The sequence below is a fragment of the Paenibacillus sp. FSL R7-0189 genome (assembly GCF_037969925.1).
GTDB classification, from domain to species: Bacteria; Bacillota; Bacilli; order Paenibacillales; family Paenibacillaceae; genus Paenibacillus_AQ; species Paenibacillus_AQ odorifer.
Window position 1 is genome coordinate 1,695,804 of record NZ_CP150223.1, and the last position, 22,943, is coordinate 1,718,746.

Below are 22,943 nucleotides of genomic sequence, written 5' to 3' on the forward strand. Positions count from 1 at the left end.
ACGGTTAAGTGCCAACAAAAATATAAAAAAAGGGCCCCCTCAGTTATGAAGGAGCCTTTGAATGCACATCTGTATGCTATATATGAGTTAGCCCGCACTACCAAGAAATACATAACGGAGAATAATCAGAATAGCAAGTACCCACATCATCCAGTGAATATCGTATTTTTTCTTGCCAGCAAGGTTAGCTACACAAGCAAGGATTACATAAGTTACGATACCAAAGGAAATACCATTAGCAATATTATAAGTGAAAGGCATGATTACTAGAGTAAGGAACGCTGGAATCGCAACAACCATATCTTGAAAATCAATTTCGCGAATCGATTGTGCCATGAGCACGCCTACGACAATCAATGCTGCAGCTGTAGCAGATCCAGGGATCAGAGCCACTATTGGTGCAAGGAATAACGCAAGCAAGAAGCACACACCCGTTGTTACAGCTGTAAGACCTGTACGTCCACCTTCAGCAACACCTGCCGCGCTTTCTACAAAAGCAGTAGTAGTGGAAGTACCCAATGCCGCACCACCAGCTACAGCGATAGCATCGACAAACATTGCATTACCTACACGTTTGTTACCTTCTTCAGGGTTGTCCATAATACCAGCGCGTTGAGCAGTACCTACAAGTGTACCAAATGTATCGAACAATTCTACAAAAGTGAATGTTGCGATTGCTGAAACAATACCGGTGTGCAGGATACCATCCCAGTCAAATTCGAAAAAGTTCAATTGCGTCAGGTCAGGCACCCAAGGGGTTGTCGGACTGGACAATGAGCCAAAATCAACTACACCCATCAGTATACCCGCGAGGGTTGTACCCAAGATACCGAATAAAATCGCACCTTTAACTTGCAGTACCATCAGGATGGAAATAAGAAGCAATCCGATAATTACCAATTGTACATCAGTGTTCTCTAGACTACCCATATGAATGATTGTTTCAAAGGATAGGACGTCTGTGAATGTATTGGCGGAAATATCTTTACCAGCTTCGACACCAATCGTCATCAAACCACTGTTCTTAAGCCCAAGGATTGTAATGAACATCCCGATACCTACGGTAATGGCATGCTTCAAGCTGTCAGGAATGGCTGTCAGTAAGATCTGCCGCACTCGGGTAACCGTGAGCAGGATGAAGATCAAACCGGAAATAAATACTGCAGTCAGACCCATTTGCCAAGTGAATGGATGTTCTGAGGTTGCAGAAGACAAAATTACGGAAGCAAAGTATGCATTAAGTCCCATACCTGGTGCCAATGCTACTGGAAAGTTTATAAACACGCCCATTGCAATGGTGAAAATACCTGCTGCCAGCGCAGTCGCTAGAAATACAGAGTACCAGCCCATATCGATGCGGCCAAATGCTGTTAATGTGCTCGGATTAACCGACAGGATGTAAGCCATAGCCATGAACGTAGTCAAGCCGGCCATTATCTCTGTACGTACTGTAGTGCCGTTCTCTTTCAACTTGAAAAACCGATTCAAATTGTTCTCCCCCTAAGGTATGTTGTGGCTGACAGCAACAAAAAGCCGGTATCTGATCGACACCGGCTCGAAAAAAAGAGTAGCACCCATGACTATAGCCCTAGATTCAGGCTAATACGGGTTGCTCAGCTCTTCTTAATCGTAGCCAGGTCATTACGGTGACCTCGTAGAAACTTCCAGGCCTATTCCCGGAAATATACGAAAGAATTATGTTGTTGTGCTTTATCATTTTAGGGGGACATCACATAAGTTGTCAATGAAAAAAGCGAACATTTTCGACTTTATTTTTTCTATTGTTCGTAATTCATACATTTTTATCTTTAACTCCAACCCCAAAATCCATTAAATCATGCAGCTTATTAACTATCAAAAGCCTTATTAAATGGTTATTTTTCCCTATAAAACAGTTTCAACATGCCCTAGCTTATTGGTCTTTGGAATACTGATAGCTATGCCAAGAATTAGCAAAATGCCCTATAGCTAAACAAATCACTGCAATACCTAACCAAAAAGATCTGCCCCATATAGCCGCAAATCCAAATGCACAAACAGGGAGAACTGCCATGGGAATCGGAAGAAACAATAATGGAGCCCATAATAATCTGAATTGCTGTCCCTTAACCATATAACGAATCCATAAACCGTAATAAATCGTGATAAACACAAAGATAAGTCCAGCCCAGATCCCGAATTCTACATTTTCGAAGTTATCCTTTGAAATCACAAGAATGGCTATACACCCCAACTGCCCTACTCTCTCCAAAAGGGTATAGACGATACCGGCATCTTTTAAACCGCTGGGAACATGATCGGGCGGAAACTTAATCATCAGCAAACTTGGGGCAAGAATAACCATAGCTATTAGTGTTCCAATAAGTGAGAATCCCATTCTACTGGCTCCTGTAAGTTTATTTTTTCCAGTTTATCACATTCTCTATAGTTGCTATATAGGGTCCGTCACAAGCTTCACGGTTAATAAAAAAACCTGCAGTCCCTTAATAAATAAGGAGCTGCAGGTTTCTTATTGCTATATGCTATTCCCACTCAATCGTTGCAGGTGGTTTCGAAGTAATGTCATACACTACACGGTTTACGTTCTCAACTTCGTTGACAATACGTACAGAGATTTTTTCAAGAACATCCCATGGGATACGTGCCCAGTCAGCGGTCATGCCATCGATGGAAGTTACTGCGCGGACACCTACTGTGTAGGAATACGTACGAGCATCACCCATAACTCCGACACTCTTCATGTTAGGAAGTGCAGTGAAGTATTGCCAAATTTCACGGTCTAATCCTGCTTTAGCAATTTCTTCTTGCAGAATGTAGTCAGAATCACGAACGATGGTAAGCTTGTCCTCTGTTACTTCACCCAAGACACGAATAGCAAGACCTGGACCTGGGAAAGGCTGACGCCATACGATCGCACGTGGCATGCCCAGCTCTTCACCGAGTTTACGAACTTCATCCTTAAACAAGGTGTTTAGCGGCTCGATCAAGCTGAATTTCATATCTTCTGGCAGACCGCCCACATTGTGGTGGGATTTAATGGTTTGCGCTGTAGCTGTTCCACTCTCAACGATATCCGTATAAAGCGTACCTTGTGCAAGGAATGAAAAATCTCCGAGCTTAGCTGACTCTTCGTCGAAGCAGTAGATAAACTCGTTACCAATGATTTTACGTTTTTGCTCAGGGTCTTCAACACCTGCAAGTTTGCTCATGAAGCGATCGCGTGCATCGATTTTCACTACATGAATATCGAATTTGCCTACGAAAGTCTCCATAACGCTTTCTGCTTCACCTTTACGCAGAAGACCGTGGTCAATAAACATACAAGTCAATTGATCTCCAATTGCACGGTGGATAAGCATAGCCACAACGGAAGAATCCACTCCGCCACTAAGAGCGCAGAGTACTTTTTTATCTCCGACTTGATTGCGAATATCTTGAACGGCTTCATCGATAAACGATTCCATTGTCCATTTGCCGTCGCAACCACAAACTTGGTATAAGAAGTTCGAGATCATCTCGTTACCTTGAACGGAGTGACGTACTTCTGGGTGGAATTGCACAGCGAACAATTTGCGCTCCGCATTGCTCATTGCTGCAATTGGAGCACTTTCTGTACCTGCATCCAGCTTGAAGCCTGTTGGAAGCTCAACTACATGGTCACCGTGGCTCATCCATACAGTCTGGCGGTTCTCCAATCCTGCAACTAAAGCAGTTCCTTCTGCAAAGTCAACATCAGCTTTACCATATTCCCGTTTAGCTGAACGTTCTACTTTACCATCAAGCTGATGAGCCATCAGCTGCATACCATAACAAATACCGAAGATCGGCACTCCTAGATCATAAATAGCCGGATCTACGTGTGGTGCATCTTCAGCGTATACACTGCTAGGTCCGCCGGAGAAGACAATTCCTTTAGGCGAAAGTGCTTTAATCTTGTCAACTGGCGTATTGTACGGCAAAAGTTCGCTGTATACTCCCAGGTCCCGAATTCTGCGCGCGATAAGTTGGTTGTATTGTCCTCCAAAATCGAGAACGACGATAATTTCATTTGGCTTGTTCATTACGTGCCTCCCTTGATTATTGGATTCATTATACTCATGGTTAATTCTCATCGTCAAGGAAAGGAGGACACGCCTCTCATAATCAGAGAGTGATAAAACTTCATGCAGAACCTTCCTTGCTATGGCATAAATTAGATAGCGGATCTAAGCGTTCTTGGCCGTTTATGTTAAACGGAAGGTAATGAGCAGACATTCGCGGATAAACGCATTCGCATCAGAAGCCGCAGGTTCGCCGCCAAGGTCGGGAGCGGATTTTAAGGAATTGCCGCGGGCAGAGATCACGGCTGTGGATGCCAAAGCTGGCGCGTACGCCAAGGTCTCCCACTGGCGGACGAACTGCCGGACGGCCACGTATAGTCCGGCATCGTAAATCCGCAGGGAGTCCACATACTCCCTGCCAGTAACGCCGGGCGGCGGCGGTCCAAACCGCTCCGCCAGCCCGTGCCAAGCCAGAGAGGCCGCGCGCAGCTGCCTCTCACGGCTCAAGCTGCTGCCGCGAAGCGCGGCCAGCAGCAGAGCCAGACTGCGCCGCCAGCGCCAAGCGGCGGCGGGAAGCAGCGCCGCGGCAGTCAGCGGCGCTGAAAAGGGTCCGCCCGCCAGCGGCAGGACGGGTAGTTCCGCGCTGCGCGTTGCTTGCGGCGCGAGCGCCGCTGCCGCAGGCCGTGCCGGCGCGGGGAAGCCAGCCGCAAGCGCAGGCCCCGGCGTCGGATCGAAAGGAACCCAACCTGCGCCGGCAAAATAAACCTCTACCCAAGCATGCGCATCCCCTTGGGTGACTAAATACTTCGCCGGCATGGCTTCCTCCTGCTGGGTTCCAGGTCCGTACCCTTGAACATACCGCGCTGGAATGCCTGTGCTTCGCAGCAATACGGTCATCGCTGTTGCAAAATGCACACAATAACCTTGCTTGGTCTCAAACAGGAAATGATCCACAAAATCAGCGCCAGCTGGCGGAACCATGGTATCCAGCGTGTAAGAATACCCGTTTTGCAAATAATCCCGAATGGCGGTTGCGGAGTCATATCGGTTATCCGAGGAAGCTGTGAGCTTCTCTGCCAGAGCTTTCACTCGCTCAGGTAATAAATCAGGCAGCTGCAAATATTTGTTCTTTATTTCTTGAGGATCAGCATCACCCAACCCGCGCAGCAGTACTGGATTACTCTCGGGAAGTATAGAATCAACTATATACTCAGTGATCCGAGTTGAACCCGCCGAATCTGGCAGACGAAAGGTATCCCTGTCCTTATTCGCCAGAACATAACCAAGCTGGCTGCCATTAGATAGTTGAACTGTCTCAACATCCGTTATGGTGCCCGCATTGAATACAGGAATTCCTCCGGAAGAAGGGCTGGCAAATTGTATCCGCTGTTGTAAAGTCCGTCCACCATTAGTAGTAGTTACCGTCGCCGGAATCTGAGGCAGGCTGGACAAGTTAAGCGGAGTAAATTCCTCACCACCTCTGATCCAACGGCGTCCGTCATAATAGGCAATGCTCTCCCCGCGCCAATAGGTACGCAGGCTGGTCAATGCTGTGAAGACTGGCTCGGTATTGCGTGACAATGGAGCACCCAGTTCTCCATCATTTGTACTATACCCTGTTGTTCCTGCAGGTATAGCCTCATTATCTTCCGGCATATGGCCCGAAGCCCATTCCTGCAGCTTTTCAAAGGTTGACTGGAGTGTAGTTTGGTTAGGCGGTCGTACTTCATATACCTGCCCACCGAACCATGCTGTCATCATTACGAATATGGCAGCCGCTAATGCCAAAACTCCCCATCGGGCATACGGCAGGTGAATGCTGCCCACCCGTTCCCGCAGACGGAGCAAACCACTCATTGCTTGCATCCATACAATAAGCCCCACTGATATTACAACATCCGTTGTCGTATTAACGCCAAAGCCAATATCCAGAACCAATAGATAAATGAGAGTCACCGCTGTAAACAGCAGCGTGCTTCCTCTGAAAAGTGCAAGCTGCTGCACCGAAGATACCAGCAGCCCCCAGCCAACAATCAAAATCAAAAGTCTGCTGATCTCGCTAAGCTGAGAAACATGCCCTGAAAAGAGCAAAATCAGATCATTTGGAATTTCTACTGCATAAATGCCCAACCATCCTGTCCCTACGCTCTCACTGCAAAGATATAGCCAAGCCGTGCCGATCATCAAACATTGGATACTTAGCAATAGCCATCCGGGAATCTGAAGGATTCCCCACATCAACAGCACGGCAGCAGAAATCATCAGAATCTGCAGCAATCTAGCAGTATCTTCCAATGAAGTCGTTCTATATAAAGGGAGCAGCCATTCTAAAAACAGCCCCAAAATAGCCAAAGAGAACAGCATGCGATAATACAGAGGTATCTTTCTCTGTTTACCGGCATGACTGCTCTCTAGTTTTTCCAAATGGAGCTGCTTTGGTTCCTTCCCACTTTGCCCATTCATAGAGAAGCTTGTGTCACCCGGTATCCGCTTACCGTAGCGTTGGTTTTCCGGATGATTCATGGTACTCTACCTCCCTGAGCCTGTAAGCTGGCAATGCATCATCCAGACAAAACATCCGTGCTCCCAGACGACCCAGACTATCCCCAACCGTTCCCCGCACAGGCTGGCGGATCTCCTGCAGCGTTACCTCCGCAGGCACCGGAGCTGGCTGATCCCAAGCATAATAGAGCTCAACTTTTACACCTTGCACTAAGAATTTAGCGATAACCTTAGCGGATTGTTCCTCTAATCTTCCGGTCACTATAGCAACGGTCATTCCCGGAATCCAGCCTCTAGAAGCATCCTCCAACAGCTCGGACAGGGTTCTTGTTCCATTCGGAGAAATATCAGTTAGAATATCCAGCACTCTCCCTGGGATTTTGCCCAGTCCTTCATGCCTAGCCATTCCTTCCGGCCAGCCTCCGCTGAATAACTGGACATAAGCACCTGACTGCTCAGCAAAGAGCATCAGCCCCATCGCCGTTGACACCGCCTTCTCAAATACCGGTGGCTGCTCTTCCCGACTGCCACGAGGTGTAAGTGCATTGGCTGGAATCTCATAGCTTTTTGGATCATTAGCCAACACGATACAGCTCATTTTTGCCTTTTCACGCTCTGGAACTTTGCTCTGCAGATTCCCTAGCCGGGCACTGTTCTTCCAATGGATTCGGCTAAGTGGATCACCGGGCTCATATTCCCGCGATTCCATGGTCTCATCATTGCTGTTTCTTCCCCTTCTGGAATAGAGCGAATCACCGCTAATAAAGCCGCTGTCCGGTACTGCTCCGCCATAATATAGGGGGGCTGGCAGCACTTTAATGCTATGCTCTTCAGCAGGCTCAGATCGGCCTGTGAACCAGCCGGGCAAATCTCCCCAGGTTACTCTACAGCCCTGCAAATGATGATGTCCGCGTGGCATATTCTCAAGAATGTAGGTGTATTCAAAAGAGCGTCTGAATCCCGGAAACAGTAGCTTGTGATGTCCTCTGTCCCCCCAAAAATCAGCGATAGTCAGCCATGGCAGTGGAAGCCGGGCAGAGAAATTCACCCGCACCTTCACAAGCAGTGTATTTCCAGCTATCGGTCTTACAGGAGTGATTGTACGTTCAATCTTTATCGCCCGTGGACCTGAAAGTTGAACGATAAGTCCGCCAACCATGATAACGCCTACAGCGATCAGCAGAAATAAGAGTGATGCGCCTCCGCGCCATGCATATAAAACACCTATAATTCCAGCCACAGTCAGCACCCGCAACCATTCAGCCAATGCACTACGGCTACGCGGATAGGAGAAGCTTCTAACTCTTTCAGTCTTGTTATTTAATTTGTGCTCTACTTTTTTTGAAGAGGACAATGGAACGAACACCCTTCCTTTGGGTCTAGACTTGTTCCCAGCTGAGGAACTTATTACTATCTATTCTTCCCATGAAAAAGGGTGCCCAGACATTGTTTTTTTCTTTTAAAAAAACTGCCTGAGCGCTAAATCTCAGAAGGCTATTACCCGGCGCTCACCTTCCGTCACGCTTATATTTAAAGGAGGATGATCGGCTGTCTCCAGCAGCTCACGCAGCGATACCCAGATAGAACCGCCAATCATCTCCACACTGGCACCGTTTATCTTTTGAACATGATCAGGAAGATTTAAAAGGAGTTCCTTGTTCGCCACATCCGCGATGATATCTTTGCCGTTCCAGGCAATCCTTCCACTGCGACTGCCCGCATCCCAGCTAATCTGCCCTCCCAGCCGTTCGATCACAGCGCGAAGTGGCACCATATATTTTCCTTTTTGCAGAGTATATTCACCTGGCGCCAGCTTCGTCTCCAGCTTTCCAACCTCCAGCACCAAAGGTTTGCCGGGCGCAAACAGCTCTGCATTCGGTAGGATATTCGAGGTGATCCAAGCTTCCGAAGGTTTCACTCTGCCCAAGCTATTGGCTTTTGAGGAGACTCTGAATTGTACAGGCTCCACCGTCTCATCTAAAAGGCCAAAGCTGTATCCAGCAGCCTTATAACGCGCAATAATATCAGGCAGTGCTTTAACACTCTCCTGATGGCCGCCGCCATCATGCAGCAGCAGAATAACCCGAGAGGACTTCAGATCCGCGGTTGACTCTTTTAAGATTTCTGACGCCGGTACCCCTTTGCGTTTGGAATCCCCGCTGTCCACCGTCCAATCCGTAACGATATAACCGGCTTGCTTCAACAAATTGAAGTAGGTATTATCAAAGTGATCAAAGGTTCCGCCCGGGGCGCGGATAAGTTGTGGGCGAACCCCTGTAATGCCCCGAATAATTTCTTCGGTCTTTTTAATCTGGCTCCAAAATTCAGTGAATCCACTATATAAATCATGGTAATTATGATTATAGGTATGATTGCCAATAGCATGTCCTTGTTCCCATATGGCATTAATTAGCTCTGGATGGCTTTTCGCTTGATTACCAAGGACAAAAAAGGTCGCCTTCACACCTTGCTGCTGTAAAATTTCAAGAACGTTGAAGGTATTGTCACTCGGTCCGTCGTCAAATGTAATATAGACTATTTTTGAAGCTTTCTTTGCGGCTGTGATTGCCGAATATGTTGTTGACACCTTGGATACTTGTGCCGTACTGGAATTCAATTTAACTTCTGGAGAAGCAGTCACAATGGACTCTGCTTTAGGAGGCAATTCTTGCATCGCCACTAACGGGAGATTATTCTTAACAGAGACAGACTCCGCGCTTGCGGACTGTAATGAACGATTCATCCAAGAATCTACACTCTCCCCTGCGTTCCATCCCAGCATTACGATGACGATTACAACCATAACAAGCAATCCGCTTATCAAGTTTCGGCGGCCGTGAGTGTTTTTGTTACCTTTCATCTTCTCTACCTCCAGCATTCTATTGGCTCAAAAGCCATTTGGTAGATTGTATGAAGACAAGCTTCAAAATAGAATAAGGCAACTGCCCCTTGGAGAGTGAGAATCTTATGGAAATGCTGAACTTTATACAAGAATTATTCAGCAAATATGGATATAGCGTATTGTTTTTTGGATTGCTGCTCGAATTCGTTGCCTTGCCGTTTCCCGGAGAAACTACCATGGCTTTTGCAGGTTTCCTTTCCTATACGGGAAGACTTGATTTCATAACGCTGATTCTAGTGGCGTTTGCAGGGACCACCGCCGGGATGACCCTCACCTATTTTGTCGGATTAAAAGCCGGAATGCCCTTCATCCAGCGATACGGCAAGTGGTTGCTGTTCTCCCCTGCCAAGCTGGATAAAACGCAAAAATGGTTCGAGAAATACGGCAGCATCCTTATTTCCATCGGATATTTTATTCCAGGCGTTCGTCACTTCACCGGCTATTTTGCTGGTATAGTTGCGCTGCCCTTCCGTAAATTCGCCCTCTACGCTTATAGTGGAGCATTATTCTGGGTAGTGCTGTTTCTTGGCATAGGACGGGTATTTGGTCCGCAGTGGATGGGTATTTTCCATTTATTCGAGTTATATGCACTATGGATTATCTCCGGCGGTGTAGCTATAGCTGCCCTTGTAATCCTATATCGCTACCGCAAAAAGATAAGCATCCGCCTGTTCCCGCGCAAAGCTGCCATAAAGCTACAGACTCAGGTCAAAAAAACTTCCAAGGGACGGTGAAGCCACCGCCCTTTTTAAGTACGTTTTTTCTTGCTGCGTACCCCCGCATATCCTGCAAGCAAAAGCGCAACTGCGGCAAATCCCGCTCCCCCAACAAACCCTACCATTCTTGGCTCCACCCATTCTAATAGCCACCCGGCGAACAGCATAGATAACCCCAGCAGCGTATTTCCTACTGCAGACAGAAGTCCAAACACAAAGGGCTGTATAGCAGATGGCGCTTTCCGCATAACAAGCGTATCCAGACAGGCATTCCCCGTCCCCCCGGCAAATGACAGCAGAATGTATAACATTAATGCTGCCGCAAAATGATTGCTGACACTGATGCCCATCAATAATACACCTTCGAGCAAAAGCCCTCCGATGGCTACAATCAGCAGTCCCTTTTTTAAATAACGTGAGATAAAAAAACTAAGGCTAAGACCGACGCCAAGCGCCGCATAAAATGCCCCTACTCCAATATCGCCCGTGTGAAATACCTGTATCGCATATACACTGATCAGTACATTATCCAGACCATTTAACAACGGCACCAACAGCTCATAACCGAAAATGACCTGCAGCGTTAGGCTCCCGCCAATTACCATTCCCAGAGCACGCAGCCGACCGTATTTTGCTTCTTCAGCAGATTTTTCTAAGTCCCCCTCAGGAGAATATGTAGCCTTCTTAGCCACCGTCGCCATTTCCGTATGTTGTGGAAACTCGATACCGTAAATTAACATCGCTGCGATTAAAAAAGACACTGCATTCATAATGAACGCTGCCTCCGAACCAAACCACATCGACACCACCCCTCCACTGAACGCCCCAAGGATCAGCACGCAGCCGCTCATTAACTGCTCTAGTCCGTTGACGGTCAGCAGAGAATCTTTGGTGACGAGCAAAGGGATAGTGGACTTACGAACAGGGCTGTAAATGGCTTCTCCCGCTGCCAGCAAAAAACTTGCCATATATAACAACCACAGGTTCTCCTCCCCATCCACCCATAAAAAGGCTAAGGCTACTGGGACCCTCAGCATATCTGTAGCTATCATGATATATTTGAGTGGAATTTTACTGCCAAGTATGCCTCCAAGCGGGGCCAGAAATAAATAAGGAAGCAGTCTCACACCTAACGAAATCCCCACCGCCATGCCTGATCCCGTCAACTGCAGAACCAGCGCCAGTACTGCAACGCTAGTAAAACGATCACCAATTCCATTGATCAAGCCGGCTGTGAACAATCGTGAATATCCCTTATGACTCCTAAACATCGCAACAGCTGAGTGATTATTCATAAAATAAACCTCATTTCATCTATTTATACATATATCTAATTAGATAGTAATCGAATCATTTATTTATGACAATGCTTTATTTTCAAGGATTTGCTAAGATGAAATACAGCATTACTTCACGGAAATCTCCGGGAAAGAAGGAATTGTCTTTTGAAAATAGATCGATTGCTCTCTATCGTTATCCTGCTAATGAACCGCCGCCTAATTCAGGCGAAGGAGCTAGCCGATATGTTCGAGGTATCTGTGCGCACGATTTATCGTGATATTGAAAGCATTAATGGAGCCGGAATTCCTATCGTCACCTATCAGGGAGCTAACGGTGGGATCGGGCTTATGGAAGGATACCGGCTGGACCGCAATGTCTTGACGGATCGTGAGCTGGCGGATATTTTCACGGCTCTGCAGAGCGTCTCGTCTTATGGAGGAAATGAACATACGCTGCTCATGGAAAAGATCAGCAGCGTAATCCCGCCCTCCCAATCCGCTGCCTTCCGCAGCAAAACGACTCAGCTCATCATCGACTTCTCCCCATGGGGTCTTCAACGTATTCTGGAAGAGAAGCTTGCCACTCTAAAAGAAGCACTTGAGGAAAGCGTGACCGTAAACTTTGATTATGTGGATGCTGCGGGTCAGACAAGCCAGCGTTCGGTAGAGCCCTATACTTTAGTGCTGAAGGGGCAAGCCTGGTACTTATATGGATTTTGTCTGAATCGTCAGGATTTCCGTCTATTTAAGCTGTTGCGCATGAAAGAGCTCGTTAAGAATACCCAAGTTTTTATTGCAAAAGATGTAGATGCAAGCGAGCTGCCTTGGAGCAACGAGTATCAGAGATCAACCGTAACAACAGCAACACCCATCGTTTTGCAGTTTAAGGCTGAAAGCAAACATCTAGCGGAAGAGCGGTTTGATTCTACCGAGCTACTGCCCGACGGTAATGGAGGTTACAAGGTTACCATCAACTATCCTGAGGATGGATGGCTATATGGTTTCCTGCTAAGCTTCGGGATGCATGTAGAGGTCTTAGAGCCACCGCATATTCGGCAAAAGCTGGGGCAGCTTGCAGCAGGCATAGCAGCAAAATATACAACCTAACAATAAACCTGACGGAATGCCGTCAGGTTTATTGTTCTATACTGAACTTAAAGCGGGCGCTCGAGAGCTTGCATACCTTTAAAGGAGTGTTAAATATGGGACATGAACATGTAGAGCAAGGAGATCTTAAAATTTGTCAAAGCTGTGGGATGCCAATGCCTACGGCAGAATTGCTTGGAACGGACCAGGATGGCAACAAGATCGAAGATTACTGCGTGTACTGCTATGAGAATGGTGCATTCAAACAGCCTAACATCACGTTGCAAGAAATGGCTGACATTTGTACAGGCTATATGGTCGAAGAAGGAATGGACGAGAATGTTGCCCGTAAACTTCTCGCGGAGCAGCTGCCACATCTGAAACGTTGGAGCGATCCTGCAGCTGTGTCTCCAGCTAACTAATAGCATCACAACAAAAAGAAGCGCCCTACGGAACCATAACGGTTCGTAGGACGCTCTTTTTCTTCATTCTTTTTTTGCCCAGCTTTTTATTGATTGTCCTGCTGTGGCTGCACCTCTTCCGTCTTCAGGAAGTCTGGCTGCGGTGAAGTCTTTTTAATAAAGAAAGCCAATACCAAAGCAATTACAGTGATCCAGGTAGCAATGTTAAAGGCATGCGTAACCCCGCTAATTGTAGCCTCTTGCGTAAGCTTAAGCATGGCTGCTTTATCGTTTAACGAAACCGTTCCGCTCATAAGCGTATCAGTGATTGTGCTCTTCGTCTTATTGGTCATTAGACTGACGAACAACGCCATTCCCAGCGCGCCCCCGACCGTCCGCAACGTATTCGACATTGCTGTACCATGCGAGCTTAAACGCTGTGGCAGCTGGTTAAGTCCAGCCGTTACAATCGGCATCGATAACATCGACATGCCTAACATCCGAACCGTGTAAGTAATAATCATATGCGTATACGTCGTACTGTCTGTAAGCTGGCTGAATTGCCAAGTCGTAATTACTGTAATAATCAGGCCTACCACAGACAGCCATCTTGCCCCGATTTTATCAAATATAATCCCCGTGATTGGAGACATAATTCCCATTAGAATGGCTCCCGGCAACAGCATAAGACCGGACTCCATTGGTGTAAAACCACGGATCGTCTGCAAATAAATCGGCAGCAAAATCATACCCGAATATAAAGCCATCGTAATGATGATATTGATTAATGTCGTGAGTGAATACATATTGTATCTGAAAATCCGGAACTCAAGCAGTGGTGTCTCAGCCTTAAGCTCTCTCCATACGAATAAAGCCAGTGCAATCACACCCACAATGAGGCAGGTGATGACTGTTGCACTTCCCCAACCATCGGTTCCAGCATCACTGAAGCCGTACAACAATCCCCCAAAACCAATGGTAGACAGGATAACACCCGTTTTATCAAGCTTCGGAGAGGTTGTTTGCCCTACATTTTGCATTGTTTTCATACCTAGCAAGGTAGAAAGAATGGCCAGCGGAAGAACGATAAAGAACAATACGCGCCAAGAATAGTTCTGAACTACCCAGCCTGACAACGTTGGACCTACAGCTGGAGCAAAAATCATGGCTACCGCCATTAGCCCCATCGCTTTCCCCCGCTCTTCAATTGGGAAGATACGAAGAAACACAATATTCATTAACGGCATCAAAATCCCTGCGCCAACCGCCTGTATGACTCTGCCGACCATGATCATTTCAAAGCCTGTTCCGATTCCACAGACAAGTGTGCCTAACGAAAAAAGTGACATCGCGGTGATGAATAGCTGGCGGGTCGTAAACTTTTCCACCAGAAATGCACTAATCGGTATCAGCACACCGTTCACGAGCATAAATCCCGTTGTTAGCCACTGTGCCGTATTCGTAGCGATTTTTAGATCGTCCATTATGCTCGGCAATGCCACATTAAGAAGTGTTTGGTTCAAAAGTGCGACAAACGCACCTATTAAGAGCGCTGCAATAATCGGTCCTCTACGTATTCCCTTAGTTGCCGCTGCAGCGTTACCTGTAATTGTACTCATAAATTCTATTTGTCTCTCCCCTGCTCTAAGATCTGAATGATTTCGTTATGAATCCTAAGTAATTCACCTGCATCCTTGGCAGGTATATTGGATAGTGGAAGTAAGTGTCTTCTGAGCGATTGCTTACTTCTTTCCCTGATCTCTCTGCCCTTTTCAGTAATCGCCAAGTTGTATATACGCCGATCTACCTCAGAGCGCTGTCTTGTGATCAAATCGGCTTTCACCATCCGGTCCACTACGCCGCTCGCTGCACTGTTCCCCAAATGTAATAGCTCGGCAAGATCTGTAATGCCAATATCGGGATTTGCAGATATTTTGCGGAGAACCATTAACTGTGTTGGTGTGATGTCCAGCTCTTCGGCATCCTTCCACAGCAACTGCTGGAATGCATGGCTAATCCGGCGAAAAGAGGAGAAAATATCATCTAATTGCTGCTCCTTATCTTCCAAATCTTCACCTCCAAAGAATTAATTAGTTAGATCATCTAATAGTTCGCATGCGTACTATTTTACACCTTAACTAAATTTCGGTCAATATTTTGCTGTAACTTTCTGAAAGGTAATTTTATATTGCAGGAAAAACATGAAAATCATACATAAGTGCACAAAGCATAAAAAAGCGAACCAAGGTAGATCCTTGGTCCGCTTTTTCGTCTGAACAATGCTCAGGTTAAGCTGTATGAACTTTCAGGTAAAGTCTGCTGTTGAGGCTTATCTGGCAGTTTTAAATTAGACGGCTTAGTCTCTTCCTGGCTGCTGGCAATCGACATCATCAGCTTGATCCGATTCGCTTGGTTGACGACGCTGACTCCAGCATCATAGTCAATCGCCACGATATTTGCACCCGGATATAATTCCTTAAGACCTTTAATCATCCCACGCCCGGTGATATGGTTGGGCAGGCACGCGAACGGTTGAATACAGGCAATGTTGTTCACACCATTATCCAACAAATCCATCATTTCTGCGGTTAAAAACCAGCCCTCACCCATCTGATTTCCTACGGACACCAGTCGGCTGGCCTTCTCGGCAAGACCATAAATATTCTCCCGTCCTTTAGCTAACCCCGCATCCTCAAGGGCAACCTTAATCGGCTTACGGTAAATTTCCAGATAAGAGATCAGCATGGGATTGATATAGCCGAGCCGTTTGCTTTTGCCGAATTGCTCAGCTTTGTAGATCGGATTATATACACAATAGAAAATGAAATCCAGGAAGTCCGGCATTACCGCCTCCCCGCCCTCTGCCTCGATCATCTCTATAATGCGGTTATTGGCATCCGGATGGAATTTGATCAGGATCTCACCGACAATGCCCACTCTTGGTTTAGCAATACCCGTAACGGGCAGCTTGCAGAACTCTGCAACAATCTCACGAATCAGGCGTTTGTATTCTCGGAATGAAAAGTTGGATAAGCTTGCCTTGCAACGCTCCATCCCTTTGCGGAATAGAACTTCCGCACTTCCTGGAACAACCTCATGCGGCCTAAAGTGATTTAACATCCGCATCATAAGATCACCATAACAAGCGGCAGCTATCAACCGATTCGCCAGCTTAAGACTGATGCGGAAACCCGGCTGATTCTCCATCCCCGAAGCATTAAGTGAAATCACCGGAATTTGTTCAAGGTCTGAATCCTTTAAGGCTTTGCGGAGCAAAGAAATATAATTCGTAGCCCGGCAGCCGCCACCCGTTTGTGACATAATCACAGCAGTACGATCCGGATCATATTCCCCACTCTTCAGCGCCGACAGAATCTGGCCAATCGTCACAATTGCCGGATAACACGCATCATTATTAACATATCTCAGACCTTCTTCTGTCTCTTCGGGTCCGGTAGTTTCAAGTATCTTCAGACGGTACCCGGCATCGCGAAAAACCTGCTCAAACAATTCAAAATGAATAGGCGACATCTGTGGTGCAAGGATGGTATAGGTCTCTTTCATTTCCTTCGTAAATAACACATTAGCCTGCACTTTTGGCGGCTTTTGCGGCACTACCTTACCTTTTTCACGCTCACGCATTGCCGCCAGCAATGAACGAAGCCGAATGCGCGCTGCACCAAGATTGCTGATCTCATCGATTTTGATCAATGTATATACCTTGTTATGTCTTTCCATAATATCCTGTACGGCATCACAAGTGATCGCATCGATCCCACAGCCGAAGGAAGTCAATTGAACAAGCTCCAGATCCGAGCGGACTGCAGCAAGGCGGGCTGCACGGTACATCCGGGCATGGTAGGTCCACTGATTCACAACAGCCACATCTCCTTCGCTGTGGTCCAGATGGCAGACAGAATCTTCTGTCAGCACGGCGAGTCCCATCCCGGTTATCATATCCGCTATTCCGTGATTAATCTCAGGATCGGCATGATAAGGGTGCCCACAGAGCAGGATTCCTTTGGTTCCAGTATCAGCTAGATACACAAGGGTCTCCTCACCTTTAGTACGCACATCACTTTTGGCGTTATCAGCCTCTGTAAGTCCCGCCTGCACCGCGGACGTAATCTCATCTCGCGGAATGCTGGTAAATGTCTTCACCAGTCCTTTGGTCAGCGCAGAAATATCATCAAAGGTCAGGAATGGACTGACAAGCTTGATTCCATTGTCCTTTAACCCATCCATATTGTTGCGAATGACTTCGGGGTACGAGGCGACCACTGGACAATTGAAGTGATTATCCGCGGCTTCATCTTCTTTTTTCTCATACACCACCGCTGGATAAAAAATAAAATCGACACCTTTACCGATCAGGCTTTGCACATGTCCATGTGCCATCTTCGCAGGATAACATATCGATTCTGAAGGAGTTGTATCCATTCCGCTTTCGAAAAGCTTCTTGCTGGATTTAGGGGAGAGAATCACCCGATAGCCAAGTTTGGTGAAAAAAGTGTGCCAGAACGGGTAATTCTCAAACATATTCATGGTACGCGGAATCCCGACGGTCCCCCGCCATGCCCCTGTTTCCGGTAAACTCTCGTACTCAAAAAACCGTTCATATTTATACTGCATCAGATTCGGCAGGACATTTTTCTCTTTTTTGACTCCTGCGCCACGTTCGCAGCGATTGCCGGTCACATAAAAGCTCTTATCCGGAAAACGACTGATCGTCAGCGCACAGTTATTCCCACAGCGGCCACAGCGGCCTGAGGAGACCTCATATTTAAAGCTGGCAAGCTCCTCTGGTCCAAGCAGCGTACTGGATCCGTTAACCCCGGCTTGCTCACGCGCAATCAGTGCACAGCCGTAAGCCCCCATTACGCCAGCTATATCCGGTCTAACCACCGTCCGCCCCGTCAAGGACTCAAAGGCGCGCAATACAGCTTCATTATAGAAGGTGCCGCCCTGAACAATGATATTTCGCCCTAAGTCCTCCGGATTGCGGATTTTAATTACCTTTTGCAGAGCATTCTTGATCACAGAGTAGGCAAGACCCGCCGATAAATCCGCTAATGATGCGCCTTCCTTCTGAACCTGCTTGACCTTAGAGTTCATGAACACCGTGCAGCGCGAGCCCAAATTAACAGGCTGAGTCGCTTCGAGTGCAGTTTTGGCAAATTCCTCGATTCCAAGTCCGAGTGCAGAGGCAAAGCTCTCCAGAAAAGAGCCACAACCGGCTGAACAGGCTTCATTGAGCATAAGGCTGTCGATAGCACCGCCACGGATCTTGATGCACTTCATGTCCTGACCACCGATATCCAGTATGAAATCTACCTTTGGCATGAACTTGGAAGCTGCCTTGTAGTGTGCAACAGTCTCTACTTCTCCGCCATCCGTCCGCAGAGCGGCCTTGATTAACCCTTCACCGTACCCTGTCACATATGAGCCTGCAATATGGCAGCCTTCAGGCAGAACCCGGTAGATCTCCTTCAGTGCATCGCTGACCGAATGCAGCGGGTTACCTTTGTTGCTGCCATAAAAGGTATAGAGAATTTCGTCAGCCGAACCGGTTAACACGAGTTTAGTTGTGGTTGAGCCGGCATCAATCCCTAGATAACAGGGTCCACGATATAAGGCTAAATCTGATCTCGCTGCAGAGGCTTTGCCGTGACGAAGCCGAAATTCTGCAAGCTCGGCGGCATTCTCAAAAAGCGGCGGCAATTCAGCATCCGCAGCTCGATCCGCAGTAAAATCAACTGCCGCAATTCGCGTGATCCAGCTTGAAAGTGGCAATACGACTGGATCAGCATCGGAGAGCGCAGCTCCAATCGCCACGAAATACTGTGAGCGTTCCGGGAACAGGATATCCTCCTCCGCCAGCTCCAGCGTTTCCGCAAAACGCTGCCGCAAGGCAGGCAGGAAGGTCAGCGGGCCGCCAAGAAAAGCCACCCGTCCTCGAATCGGACGTCCACAAGCAAGACCGCTAATCGTCTGATTAACGATACTCTGGAAGATCGAGGCCGCCACATCCTCCCGGCGTGCTCCTTCATTAAGCAGCGGCTGCACATCGCTTTTGGCAAATACACCACAGCGTGAAGCTATGGGATAGATTCGCTCATGCTTCTCTGCCAAAACATTTAAGCCTGCCGGATCGGTCTGCAGCAGCGCTGCCATCTGATCGATGAACGCTCCCGTTCCGCCCGCGCAGGCTGTATTCATACGCTGCTCAATGCCGCCCCGAAGATATATTATCTTAGCGTCCTCTCCACCCAGTTCAATCGCCGTGTCACATTCCGGGATCAGCGCACTGATCGCCTTCGTGCAGGCTATCACCTCCTGAATAAAGGGAACTCCACCTAATTTGGATAAAGACAAACCCGAGGAACCGCTTACAGTAATCCTAGCTCCCCTCTCTGGGAATCTGTCGCGTACATCAGACAGAAGAGAGAGGGCCGCTTTTTTAATATCGCTATAATGTCTTACATAGTCTTGATAAACAATGATGTCCCGCTCTATGACAACTAATTTAGCAGTAGTTGATCCGATATCAAGCCCAATATGCAGCATTATCACTCCACCACCTCTTCTTGCTCCAAATTTGAAGCAATTATGAGGAAACTATATCATGACAACACCTTATATAAGCTGTTAAAAATGTAATAGACATCTATAAAAAGTAATTAGTAAAATTTATGATTCGCTTATTCCTGCTATCGTGTTTGCGACATGCCCTTTTACCCGTACCTTCCGCCATTCTTCCACTAATATCCCCTGCTCATCAATCAGAAAAGTAGATCGCACAATCCCCATAAACTCTTTGCCGTAAAGTTTCTTAAGCTGCCATACGCCGAACATTTCACTTACCTTATGATCCTCATCAGACAGCAGTGGAAAGGGCAGACTATGCTTCTCTGTAAATTTAGCGTGCGATGTCAAAGAGTCCGGACTAATGCCCAGAACAACCGCACCCACCGCCGTGATTTGATCAAAAGCGTCACGGAATTCGCAGGCCTCCTGCGTGCAGGCTGGTGTCATATTTTTAGGGTAAAAATATAAGATGACCTTTCGGCCCAAGTAATCACTCAAACTAACCTCATGCCCATTGGAAGAGGGAAGGGTGAAATTGGGTACTTTTTGTCCAATAGCTACTTCGTTCAAGATAGATCCACTCCTTCTTAAGATTGGGGAATTATTCCTAAATTGCACGTATCCCCAAAAGAAATTATAATGTAGTCAACGTGAATGCGAAAGGAAGAACGAGAAATGCCACCTAGAAAGAAAAGGCACGCAAAGACTGGTAAGTCAAAAAAGAAACCGCTGCTTTGGACGTTGGCCATTATACTCCTCCTTATTATCGGTGGGGCCATTTTCTACATTACAACCATTTACAATGAGCTTGGTAGCATGTCGAATACTGAAGATTCACCTTTTCAAAATGCAGAGACCGTTGATGTTGACACCCCTGAGCCTCCTAAATGGGAAGGTACAGAGCCGGTCAATATCCTATTAATGGGTGTGGATGCCCGAGGTGTGAAGAAAGGGGAAATCCCCCGTTCAGATACAATGCTCGTCGCTTCTCTTGACCCTGTGAAGAAGAAAATCAGTGTATTTTCAATACTGAGAGATACGTACGTTCCGATTCCGGATCATGGCGAGAAGCGTATTAATACAGCGATTATTTATGGACCTAATACTGCGATGCAGACCGTCAGCGATCTGCTCGGTATCCCAATTCAATATTATGTCTACACGGACTTCCAAGGATTCATCAAGCTGGTTGATGCCGTTGGGGGTGTGGATTATGAAGTCGAAAAAGATATGGTCTACAAAACCGTTGCAGACGGTCCGGAATATGATATTGATCTGAAAAAAGGATACCAGCATCTTGACGGCAACATGGCGCTACAATATGTTCGCTTTCGGCATGACGCTACCTCCGATTTCACTCGAACCGAGCGCCAACGCGGTTTTCTCAAGGCTGTGGCTGATAAGCTGATCAGCACCACCTCCATCGTCAAGCTGCCAAATATCCTGTCGCAGGTTACGCCTTATATTGAAACCAATATGTCAGTTAATGATATGTGGAAGCTGGCAAGCGTAGGGTATAATAGCAGTATGGGTGGCAGCGAGCAAATTCCGCCAATGGATCTGCTCACCGAGGAAACTACAAGTGACGGATCACAGGTTATTGGAATTCGTAGCGAAAAGAAGCTAAAAGAATTTATACAGGATACCATAAATGGTCCTGAGCCAACACCAACCCCTACATCGGAGAACACCTCCAATAGCAGTTCTGGCGGGACCAATTAAGGGCCTGACAAGCAAAGTTCACATGTACACAAAGCAGTGACTTGGTATAATACGGGCGGACAACGGAAAACACCGTTGTTCGCCCGTTCCCTTGAGCACCAACAATCGAAAGGATGATCACATTATGAATCGTTCCACATCTGAACAACTTTATCACGAAGCCCTCCAGCATATCGTTGGAGGTGTAAATAGCCCTTCCCGCTCCTTCAAAGCCGTTGGCGGCGGAGCACCCGTATTTATGAAACGCGCCAGTGGATCTCACTTCTGGGATGAAGACGGCAATGAATATATCGATTATCTCCAAGCCTATGGACCGATCATTACCGGCCATGCCCACCCTCATATTACCAAAGCAATTACTACAGCAGCAGAAAATGGTGTTCTTTACGGAACCCCAACCCAGCTCGAAATCAAACTTGCTAAAATGCTAAAAGAAGCCATTCCATCTATGGATAAAGTACGTTTCGTCAATTCCGGAACCGAAGCGGTTATGACAACGATTCGTGTAGCCCGTGCCTATACAAAACGCAGCAAAATCGTAAAATTCGCCGGCTGTTACCACGGCCACTCCGATCTGGTGCTCGTAGCAGCAGGATCCGGACCTTCTACACTTGGCATTCCAGACAGTGCCGGTGTTCCAAGCAGTATCGCCCAGGAAGTAATCACCGTTCCTTTTAATGATCTGGACAGCCTGAAAGAGGCGCTGGAGAAATGGGGCGAAGATGTCGCAGCTGTTATGGTTGAACCGATTGTAGGAAATTTCGGCATGGTGATGCCTAAGCCTGGTTTCCTCGAAGGACTTTGCAAGCTGGCTCACGATAATGGCTCCCTTGTTATTTATGACGAAGTCATTACTGCCTTCCGCTTCCACTATGGTTCTACACAAACCTATGCAGGGCTGGATAACCATGAGGACATCACTCCTGACCTTACTGCACTTGGCAAAATCATCGGTGGCGGCCTGCCTATCGGCGCTTACGGCGGCCGCAAGCATGTTATGGAACAGGTAGCTCCACTTGGACCGGCATATCAAGCTGGCACAATGGCAGGTAATCCTGCGTCTATCTCTGCAGGGATTGCTTGTTTAGAGGTTCTGAGTGCAGAGGGTGTATACGAAGAAATGGATCGGCTTGCAATCCGCCTCGCCGATGGACTTCAAGCATCTGCCGACCGTCATGGCATTCCACTGACAATCAACCGCATCCGTGGTTCGTTTTCCACTCATTTCTGTAACCATCCGGTTACGAATTATGACGAGGCTCAGGATACAGACGGCGAATTGTTCGCCAGCTTCTTCCGTCATATGCTGAACCGTGGCATTAACCTTGCCCCTTCGAAATACGAAGCTTGGTTCCTGACCACAGCACATACTGATGCAGATATCGATGCTACACTTATCGCAGCTGAAGAATCCTTCCGCGCTATGGTGGCTGAGAAATAAGATTGTTTTGAAACGCAGTGCTCTATAAGCTAAAAAAAAGCTGAATAGATTAACGGGCTGTCCCAGTCCCATAAACCGCAAATGTTAAAAGAGCAGCGTTTCTCCTGTATTGGAGGATCGCTGCTCTGCATTTTTACTCATCCACGGTCTGCATCTGTAGCTTGTGGCAAGCTTAAGCCAGCCGATCTCAAGCGTCAATTTCTCTATGCTACGTAACAGGTATCGCCGGACCTTCTCTGTGTTAAGTACAAGGGTTAGGGAGCTT

Annotated in this window: 16 protein-coding genes and 1 riboswitch; of the genes, 5 read left to right on the top strand and 11 right to left on the bottom strand. The window is 47.2% G+C overall.

Annotated elements, in window-relative coordinates:
- Positions 1-87: 87 nt before the first annotated feature.
- The 6 genes from MKY63_RS07265 to MKY63_RS07290 form a co-directional block, all read right to left on the bottom strand.
- Positions 88-1,488 (bottom strand): NCS2 family permease, encoded by a 1,401-nt coding sequence (locus MKY63_RS07265; RefSeq protein WP_036679893.1) that lies wholly within the window; start codon positions 1,486-1,488, stop codon positions 88-90.
- 122 nt (positions 1,489-1,610) lie between these two features.
- Positions 1,611-1,710, bottom strand: a riboswitch (purine riboswitch).
- Between the two features lie 202 nt (positions 1,711-1,912).
- Entirely contained in the window at positions 1,913-2,377 is a 465-nt protein-coding gene (locus MKY63_RS07270; RefSeq protein WP_036679891.1) for a hypothetical protein, read from the bottom strand.
- 145 nt (positions 2,378-2,522) lie between these two features.
- Positions 2,523-4,061 carry a glutamine-hydrolyzing GMP synthase gene (guaA, locus tag MKY63_RS07275; protein WP_036679874.1) on the bottom strand — a complete coding sequence of 513 codons (1,539 nt, stop codon included), beginning with the start codon at positions 4,059-4,061 and terminating at the stop codon, positions 2,523-2,525.
- Positions 4,062-4,223: 162 nt separating this feature from the next.
- The gene (locus tag MKY63_RS07280; protein WP_339812279.1) at positions 4,224-6,563 is read right to left on the bottom strand and encodes a transglutaminase domain-containing protein; all 2,340 of its coding nucleotides are present in this window, start codon (positions 6,561-6,563) and stop codon (positions 4,224-4,226) included.
- Positions 6,532-7,896: a DUF58 domain-containing protein gene (locus MKY63_RS07285; protein WP_076142333.1), complete on the bottom strand. Its 1,365-nt coding sequence runs from the start codon at positions 7,894-7,896 to the stop codon at positions 6,532-6,534. The genes MKY63_RS07280 and MKY63_RS07285 overlap by 32 nt, the downstream gene beginning before the upstream one ends.
- 132 nt (positions 7,897-8,028) lie before the next feature.
- Complete coding sequence (locus MKY63_RS07290; RefSeq protein WP_076142332.1) at positions 8,029-9,402, bottom strand: polysaccharide deacetylase; 1,374 nt, start codon at positions 9,400-9,402, stop codon at positions 8,029-8,031.
- A 107-nt stretch (positions 9,403-9,509) separates the two neighbouring features.
- Between MKY63_RS07290 and MKY63_RS07295 the strand changes: the two genes are divergently transcribed.
- On the top strand, positions 9,510-10,178 hold the full coding sequence (locus MKY63_RS07295) for a DedA family protein (protein WP_076106058.1): 669 nt from the start codon (positions 9,510-9,512) through the stop codon (positions 10,176-10,178).
- Between the two features lie 14 nt (positions 10,179-10,192).
- On the opposite strand, the gene MKY63_RS07300 is transcribed toward MKY63_RS07295, so the two are convergent.
- A complete protein-coding gene (locus tag MKY63_RS07300; RefSeq protein ID WP_076142331.1) occupies positions 10,193-11,455 on the bottom strand; it encodes an MFS transporter in 1,263 nt (420 codons plus the stop codon).
- Positions 11,456-11,605: 150 nt separating this feature from the next.
- Here MKY63_RS07300 and MKY63_RS07305 point away from each other — a divergent pair, with 150 nt between their 5' ends.
- Together MKY63_RS07305 and MKY63_RS07310 are read left to right on the top strand one after the other, a co-directional pair.
- Positions 11,606-12,547, top strand: coding sequence for a YafY family protein (locus MKY63_RS07305; RefSeq protein WP_036679868.1), 942 nt, complete (start codon positions 11,606-11,608; stop codon positions 12,545-12,547).
- A 95-nt stretch (positions 12,548-12,642) separates the two neighbouring features.
- The gene (locus tag MKY63_RS07310) at positions 12,643-12,948 is read left to right on the top strand and encodes a zinc ribbon domain-containing protein (RefSeq protein ID WP_051491091.1); all 306 of its coding nucleotides are present in this window, start codon (positions 12,643-12,645) and stop codon (positions 12,946-12,948) included.
- A gap of 86 nt (positions 12,949-13,034) precedes the next feature.
- On the opposite strand, the gene MKY63_RS07315 is transcribed toward MKY63_RS07310, so the two are convergent.
- From MKY63_RS07315 to bcp, 4 genes are all read right to left on the bottom strand, one after another.
- On the bottom strand, positions 13,035-14,546 hold the full coding sequence (locus MKY63_RS07315; protein ID WP_036679866.1) for a DHA2 family efflux MFS transporter permease subunit: 1,512 nt from the start codon (positions 14,544-14,546) through the stop codon (positions 13,035-13,037).
- Between the two features lie 5 nt (positions 14,547-14,551).
- Positions 14,552-14,995 carry a MarR family transcriptional regulator gene (locus MKY63_RS07320; protein ID WP_036679864.1) on the bottom strand — a complete coding sequence of 148 codons (444 nt, stop codon included), beginning with the start codon at positions 14,993-14,995 and terminating at the stop codon, positions 14,552-14,554.
- Positions 14,996-15,210: 215 nt separating this feature from the next.
- Positions 15,211-19,494: an acyl-CoA dehydratase activase-related protein gene (locus tag MKY63_RS07325; protein ID WP_339813462.1), complete on the bottom strand. Its 4,284-nt coding sequence runs from the start codon at positions 19,492-19,494 to the stop codon at positions 15,211-15,213.
- A 123-nt stretch (positions 19,495-19,617) separates the two neighbouring features.
- The gene (gene bcp, locus MKY63_RS07330; protein ID WP_080742389.1) at positions 19,618-20,085 is read right to left on the bottom strand and encodes a thioredoxin-dependent thiol peroxidase; all 468 of its coding nucleotides are present in this window, start codon (positions 20,083-20,085) and stop codon (positions 19,618-19,620) included.
- A 105-nt stretch (positions 20,086-20,190) separates the two neighbouring features.
- Here bcp and MKY63_RS07335 point away from each other — a divergent pair, with 105 nt between their 5' ends.
- Entirely contained in the window at positions 20,191-21,237 is a 1,047-nt protein-coding gene (locus tag MKY63_RS07335) for an LCP family protein (protein ID WP_038568628.1), read from the top strand.
- Between the two features lie 124 nt (positions 21,238-21,361).
- Positions 21,362-22,678, top strand: a complete 1,317-nt coding sequence (locus MKY63_RS07340; protein WP_038568626.1) for a glutamate-1-semialdehyde 2,1-aminomutase — start codon at positions 21,362-21,364, stop codon at positions 22,676-22,678.
- Positions 22,679-22,943: the final 265 nt, after the last annotated feature.

Coding starts and splice junctions, on each gene's coding strand:
- MKY63_RS07270 (WP_036679891.1), bottom strand. CDS start 2,377: ATGGGATTCTCACTTATTGGAACACTAATAGCTATGGTTATTCTTGCC.
- guaA (WP_036679874.1), bottom strand. CDS start 4,061: ATGAACAAGCCAAATGAAATTATCGTCGTTCTCGATTTTGGAGGACAA.
- MKY63_RS07280 (WP_339812279.1), bottom strand. CDS start 6,563: ATGAATCATCCGGAAAACCAACGCTACGGTAAGCGGATACCGGGTGAC.
- MKY63_RS07290 (WP_076142332.1), bottom strand. CDS start 9,402: ATGAAAGGTAACAAAAACACTCACGGCCGCCGAAACTTGATAAGCGGA.
- MKY63_RS07295 (WP_076106058.1), top strand. CDS start 9,510: ATGGAAATGCTGAACTTTATACAAGAATTATTCAGCAAATATGGATAT.
- MKY63_RS07300 (WP_076142331.1), bottom strand. CDS start 11,455: ATGAATAATCACTCAGCTGTTGCGATGTTTAGGAGTCATAAGGGATAT.
- MKY63_RS07310 (WP_051491091.1), top strand. CDS start 12,643: ATGGGACATGAACATGTAGAGCAAGGAGATCTTAAAATTTGTCAAAGC.
- MKY63_RS07315 (WP_036679866.1), bottom strand. CDS start 14,546: ATGAGTACAATTACAGGTAACGCTGCAGCGGCAACTAAGGGAATACGT.
- MKY63_RS07325 (WP_339813462.1), bottom strand. CDS start 19,494: ATGCTGCATATTGGGCTTGATATCGGATCAACTACTGCTAAATTAGTT.
- MKY63_RS07335 (WP_038568628.1), top strand. CDS start 20,191: ATGCCACCTAGAAAGAAAAGGCACGCAAAGACTGGTAAGTCAAAAAAG.
- MKY63_RS07340 (WP_038568626.1), top strand. CDS start 21,362: ATGAATCGTTCCACATCTGAACAACTTTATCACGAAGCCCTCCAGCAT.